The organism is Apilactobacillus apinorum, assembly GCF_001281175.1.
Taxonomy (GTDB): Bacteria; Bacillota; Bacilli; order Lactobacillales; family Lactobacillaceae; genus Apilactobacillus; species Apilactobacillus apinorum.
Genome location: NZ_KQ440398.1, coordinates 1 through 756 on the forward strand (window position 1 = coordinate 1; position 756 = coordinate 756).

At 50.5% G+C, this 756-nt stretch carries 1 rRNA gene (only partly in view); it reads left to right on the forward strand.

Annotated features, from left to right (window positions below):
• Positions 1-756 (forward strand): 16S ribosomal RNA (locus tag RZ74_RS06815); its annotated part runs 1,085 nt beyond the window's last position; the annotation flags it as partial.

A 756-nucleotide genomic window follows, 5' to 3' on the forward strand; every position in this document is an offset into this window, starting at 1 on the left:
GGAGCGAGTGGCGAACTGGTGAGTAACACGTGGGTAACCTGCCCCGAAGCGGGGGATAACATTTGGAAACAAATGCTAATACCGCATAATTAGTCAGAACCGCATGGTTCCGACTTAAAAGATGGCTCTGCTATCACTTCGGGATGGACCCGCGCCGTATTAGTTAGTTGGTGAGATAAAAGCCCACCAAGACGATGATACGTAGCCGACCTGAGAGGGTAATCGGCCACATTGGGACTGAGACACGGCCCAGACTCCTACGGGAGGCAGCAGTAGGGAATCTTCCACAATGGACGAAAGTCTGATGGAGCAACGCCGCGTGAGTGATGAAGGGTTTCGGCTCGTAAAACTCTGTTGTTAAAGAAGAACAAGCATGAGAGTAACTGTTCATGCTTTGACGGTATTTAACCAGAAAGCCACGGCTAACTACGTGCCAGCAGCCGCGGTAATACGTAGGTGGCAAGCGTTGTCCGGATTTATTGGGCGTAAAGCGAGCGCAGGCGGTTTTGTAAGTCTGCTGTGAAAGCCCTCAGCTCAACTGAGGAAGTGCAGTGGAAACTACAAAACTTGAGTACAGAAGAGGAAAGTGGAACTCCATGTGTAGCGGTGAAATGCGTAGATATATGGAAGAACACCAGTGGCGAAGGCGGCTTTCTGGTCTGTTACTGACGCTGAGGCTCGAAAGCATGGGTAGCGAACAGGATTAGATACCCTGGTAGTCCATGCCGTAAACGATGAATACTAGGTGTTGGAGGG